We start from the raw sequence: 4,839 nt of genomic DNA on the forward strand, positions 1-4,839 counted from the left end.
GTATCGACTGGTTTGACATAGATAAACTTCCAGACAAATTTGCCTATGACCATGAAAAACTGATTAGCGAAGCTTATTCCTTTCTCCGCAACAACCTAAAGCATAAACTTATTGTAGGCGAACTGTTACCCAAGAAATTTACCATGCACGAGCTTCAAAGCCTTTATGAAGATATCTTGGATGTAAAACTAGATAGACGGAATTTCAGAAAACAGATACTTCAGATGGATGTTTTAGAGAACACCGGAAAGAAAAAAAAGGGAGTACAGGGCGGCCCATTTTTGTACAAATTAAAATAATAAGAGGTTCAAACAGCCTAGCGGCACAACTTCCCTCATTCGATGGTGATTAATTTTTATTCTGTGGCACAGAGTAGCTAAATATCTTTTATCCTTAAGCATTAAATCCACATAAAAGGTAATTACAATTAACCAGTTCTCGATTCGAATCTGAAATCCAAATCCCACGCTTTTTATAAGCGGTAAACCACCTAAAGGTTTCCTTTTAGGCCATTTTTCTTGGAATTGGTGCTATCTGCAGTTAGCCTTAAACAAAAAAACAGGCAATTAATTGATTGCCTGTTTTTCATATATTAAAGTCGGGGTGGCAGAACCAAAACCTTGATTACTAACCACTTATAAACCAGTTTTCTATAAAATCATTCCTTGAACAGGACATCCCTGGGGACATCTTCATGTGAAAAATTGACTTTCACAAAACAAATGTAATAAGTTGCCATTAAATTGAACTGATAATTATTGATATTGGAAGAATCCTTAAAGTCTTGGAAGACTTAAATTCTTTCGCTAGAACAATGACTATAGATTTGATTCCAACCAAGCCATACGATTTGAGTCAGGAAGATGTTGGAAATGAAAATTTTCAAATCATACCACAAATCCATTCCCATCCGTGCTTGCTGCCATCATTCCAATCTTCATATCTCCTTGCTTGGGCATATGGACCAATGATGCCATTTGGAAACCCTTCCCATTCATGGAGTAATGGATTTCAAACGAATCTTTTCTTTTAATTCCCTTTATCCAAATTGACTCAAATTTTTCCTTTATTGGAACCAAACTCCAGTTGCTATGACCATGGGTCAACACGGTACTGAAATAAAATATTCCATCCACAAACTCAATACCTGTCTTAACCCAATTCTCATGATCAAGTCTAAGCATCAATCCTGCTTGGTCGTATCTAGAACGATAATCGGCCGTCAGCTTTACATTTACTTCGAATTCTCCTCCACACTCTCTGTAATAAAAAGATCCATCATCCACACAAAATCCATAACTGGTCTTTTGCCAATAATCGGTTTTAGGTGTAACCTGAAATTCCAGCGTCTTATCTATAAACTTCCATTTTGTAGGATCGTTATACCATCTCATATCCACTTTTTTCTGTTTTTTTTGCTTCTATCATCTAGATTGAAGTATCAATCTTGGCTAGAGACTTGCCTTTATCTCTTTAATCAACTTGATGGTATTTTCAACCTTTTGGACCAATTCATCAAATTCAGCCAATTCCAATATCCTATTACTTATCAGTTGAGATCCCATTCCCACACAGGTCACCCCAGAGGCAAACCACGCTTTCAGGTTATCGGTTTCCGTGCTCACACCGCCGGTGGGCATAATGCTGGTCCAAGGTTGTGGTCCCTTTATCGCCTTCACGAAACCGGGGCCATAGGTGGATCCCGGGAACAGTTTAATGATCTCCACACCGAGCTCTTCCGCCCGGTTGATTTCCGTTAGACTGCCACAGCCCGGGGAATACATTATCTTTCTGCGGTTGCAGGTCACTGCAATGTCCTCACGCAATGACGGGGTCACAATGAAGTTTGCCCCCATTTGTATAAAAAGTGAGGCCGCTGACGCATCCGTAATGGACCCCACTCCCATGATCATACCCGGGAGTTCGGACAAAGCGTATTTGTTGAGTTCTGAAAAGACCTCGTAGGCAAAATCGCCACGGGCCGTGAATTCCAACAAACGTGCCCCGCCATCGTAACATGCCTTGAGCACTTTTTTTCCAAGTTCCACATCAGGGTGATAGAACAACGGGACCATGCCCGTTTCCTGCATCACCTTCGCCACTTCCAATCTACTGTACCTTGCCATATATCTTCTTTTGTTATATGATTATTATCGGGCAACCCTTCCGGAAGCATCTCCTCCCATGAGTTTCTCAACTTCTTCAACCGTTACCAAGTTCGCATCCCCTTTGATGGTATGTTTCAGGCAAGAAGCCGCCACCGCAAAGTCCAGTGCGTTCTGGTCATCTTCGGGATACTTGAGCAGTCCATAAATGAGACCTCCCATGAACGAATCCCCACCACCTACACGGTCCACAATATGGGTGATCTGGTACTCACTGGATTTGTACATGGTATTCCCGTCATACAAAACTCCTGCCCACGTGTTGTGTGAAGCGGATATGGACCCTCTTAGGGTAGTGATCACTTTTTTGGCATTGGGGAAACGCTCTATCATCTGCTTACAGACCGACAAAAAGGCTTCTGCCTTTACATGCTCGCCTTGGGTGGTGATGTCCAACCCTTCCGGTTTGATCCCAAAGTGCTTCTCGGCATCTTCCTCGTTGCCCAGTACAATATCACAATATGAGGTCAGTTCGGACATGATCTCCTCACGTTTGGCATCGTCACAGTATTTCCAGAGCTTGGCCCTATAGTTAAGGTCCGTGGAAACGGTAAGTCCCAATTTTTTGGCAGACTTGACCGCTTCGATACAGGCATCCGCAGCTCCTTGGGATATGGCCGGGGTAATTCCCGTCCAGTGGAACCACTCTGCTCCTTTGAACACCGTGTCCCAGTCCACCATACCTTTGGTAATCTCGGCCATGGCCGAATGGGCACGGTCATAGACCACTTTACTCCCCCTACTTACCGCACCGGTCTCCAAGAAGTAGATTCCAAGACGGTCCCCACCAAACACAATATGTTCGGTGCCAACCCCTCTTTTTCGCATTTCCATGAGGGCACAGTCCCCGATATCATTTTTTGGCAAACGGGTCACAAATTCAACCGGCACACCATAATTGGATAATGAAATGGCCACATTGGATTCACCGCCTCCATAAACCACATCAAAATTGTTGGCTTGGGAAAACCTCAAAAAACCTTGAGGTGAGAGTCGCAACATGATCTCACCGAACGTTATGACTTTTTTTTTCATTCTGTTGATTTTTAAATGTATTTTCTTCTATTTAAAGTTAAAATAAGCCTTGGCATTTCGGTAACTGATATCTTGCACCAAACCTCCTATATAAGCCATATCGTTTGGCAAGAGTCCTTTTTTTATATCATTTCCTAAAATATTGCACAAAAGTCTTCTGAAATATTCATGTCTTGGAAAAGAAAGGAAACTTCTTGAGTCTGTGAGCATTCCCACAAAACAGCTCAAGAATCCCATATTGGAAAGGGCATTTATCTGCTTTTCCATGCCGTCTAACTGATCCATATACCACCACCCCGATCCAAATTGCATTTTACCTTTTATGGTACCATCGTTAAAATTTCCAATCATGGTGGCGAAGACTTCATTGTAGGCAGGATTTAAATTATAGAGTATGGTTTTTGCCAGTTGATCTGTGGTGTCCAATTCATTTAAAAATCCGGCCAGTCCGCTGGCTTGGGAAGAATCACCTATGGAATCAAATCCGGTATCAGGGCCTAATTGTGCCATTTTTCTTGTGTTGGTATTCCGAAGTGCTCCTAGGTGAAATTGTTGCACCCAACCCAATCTATGATATTCCCGACAAAGATGCATCAAGGTTTCAAACTTAAAATAGCCTATCTCATCAGGCATCAAATCTGCCCCATTGACCACCTTTTTAAAGATTACCTCAGCATCAAACGTGTTTGGTTTAAAATGATACAATTGTTCCAATCCGTGATCGGAAAGACGTCCCCCATTCTCATGAAAAAACATGATTCTCTTCTTGGCGGCCTCTATTAAATCACCATAAGATTTTATCTGTATATCAGCCGCTTCACCCAAACGCTCTATATACGATTTGTAGGAAGTGTGATCTTCAATGGCATATAACTTATCTGGCCGGAAAGAGGGTAGCATTTTTGGAAAAATGCCGTTCTTCTTTGTTTTTTGATGATGCTCCAGCGAATCAACAGGATCATCCGTGGTACAAACCACTTCCACACCAAACTGTTGTAAAAGACCAACAGCACTATGACTGCCTTTTTGGAGTTGTTGGCTGGCGTTCTTGTAAACCTGCGTTGCATTCGCCCCTGTCAGCAAATTTTCAATACCAAAGTAACGTTGCAACTCTAAATGGGTCCAGTGATACAAGGGGTTTCTGAGCGTAAATGGTACGGTTTCTGCCCACTTTTGAAACTTCTCTTCATCTGATGCCCCTCCGGTAATGTAATGCTCATCTATTCCCAAGGTTCGCATTGCCCTCCATTTGTAATGATCCCCAGCTAACCACGCCTCCGTTATATTTTTGAACTGATGGTTATTGGCCATTTGCTCTGGAGAAAGGTGATTATGATAGTCAATGATGGGCATTTCCTTGGCATAATCGTGATACAATTGCTTTGCATATGGTGTCTCCAGTAAAAAGTTGTCTTTTATAAATGTCATGACTCCAAGGTTTTCTCAATTCCGTACATCAATCCCCTGAGTTCTGCGAGTCCCCGTAAGCGACCTATTGCTGAATATCCTGGGTTTGTTTTTTTCTGTATATCGTCCAACATCTGATGTCCATGGTCTGGACGCATGGGCATGCGGTGGTTCTTTGTATTATTTTTGCCACGCTTGATTTGTTCTTTGAGCAGTTCATACATTACCGCGT

6 protein-coding genes are annotated in these 4,839 nt (G+C 42.3%); 1 reads left to right on the top strand and 5 read right to left on the bottom strand.

Annotated features, from left to right (window positions below):
- Positions 1 to 299, top strand: a 299-nt coding sequence (locus ACFOWS_RS11135) for an NrtR DNA-binding winged helix domain-containing protein (RefSeq protein ID WP_449267392.1), incomplete at its 5' end; no start/stop codon positions are given.
- Positions 300 to 887: 588 nt separating this feature from the next.
- Here the strand turns inward: ACFOWS_RS11135 and ACFOWS_RS11140 are convergent.
- From ACFOWS_RS11140 to ACFOWS_RS11160, 5 genes are all read right to left on the bottom strand, one after another.
- Positions 888 to 1,394 carry a DUF1349 domain-containing protein gene (locus tag ACFOWS_RS11140; RefSeq protein ID WP_379764549.1) on the bottom strand — a complete coding sequence of 169 codons (507 nt, stop codon included), beginning with the start codon at positions 1,392 to 1,394 and terminating at the stop codon, positions 888 to 890.
- 57 nt (positions 1,395 to 1,451) lie between these two features.
- Positions 1,452 to 2,126, bottom strand: coding sequence for a bifunctional 4-hydroxy-2-oxoglutarate aldolase/2-dehydro-3-deoxy-phosphogluconate aldolase (locus tag ACFOWS_RS11145; RefSeq protein WP_379764551.1), 675 nt, complete (start codon positions 2,124 to 2,126; stop codon positions 1,452 to 1,454).
- A 24-nt stretch (positions 2,127 to 2,150) separates the two neighbouring features.
- Entirely contained in the window at positions 2,151 to 3,200 is a 1,050-nt protein-coding gene (locus ACFOWS_RS11150; protein WP_379764553.1) for a PfkB family carbohydrate kinase, read from the bottom strand.
- A 27-nt stretch (positions 3,201 to 3,227) separates the two neighbouring features.
- Positions 3,228 to 4,628, bottom strand: coding sequence for a glucuronate isomerase (gene uxaC / locus ACFOWS_RS11155; RefSeq protein WP_379764555.1), 1,401 nt, complete (start codon positions 4,626 to 4,628; stop codon positions 3,228 to 3,230).
- Positions 4,625 to 4,839, bottom strand: a 215-nt coding sequence (locus ACFOWS_RS11160; RefSeq protein WP_379764557.1) for a mannonate dehydratase, incomplete at its 5' end; no start/stop codon positions are given. The genes ACFOWS_RS11160 and uxaC, both read right to left, overlap by 4 nt.

It is taken from the genome of Flagellimonas marina (assembly GCF_042651185.1).
Taxonomy (GTDB): domain Bacteria; phylum Bacteroidota; class Bacteroidia; order Flavobacteriales; family Flavobacteriaceae; genus Flagellimonas; species Flagellimonas marina.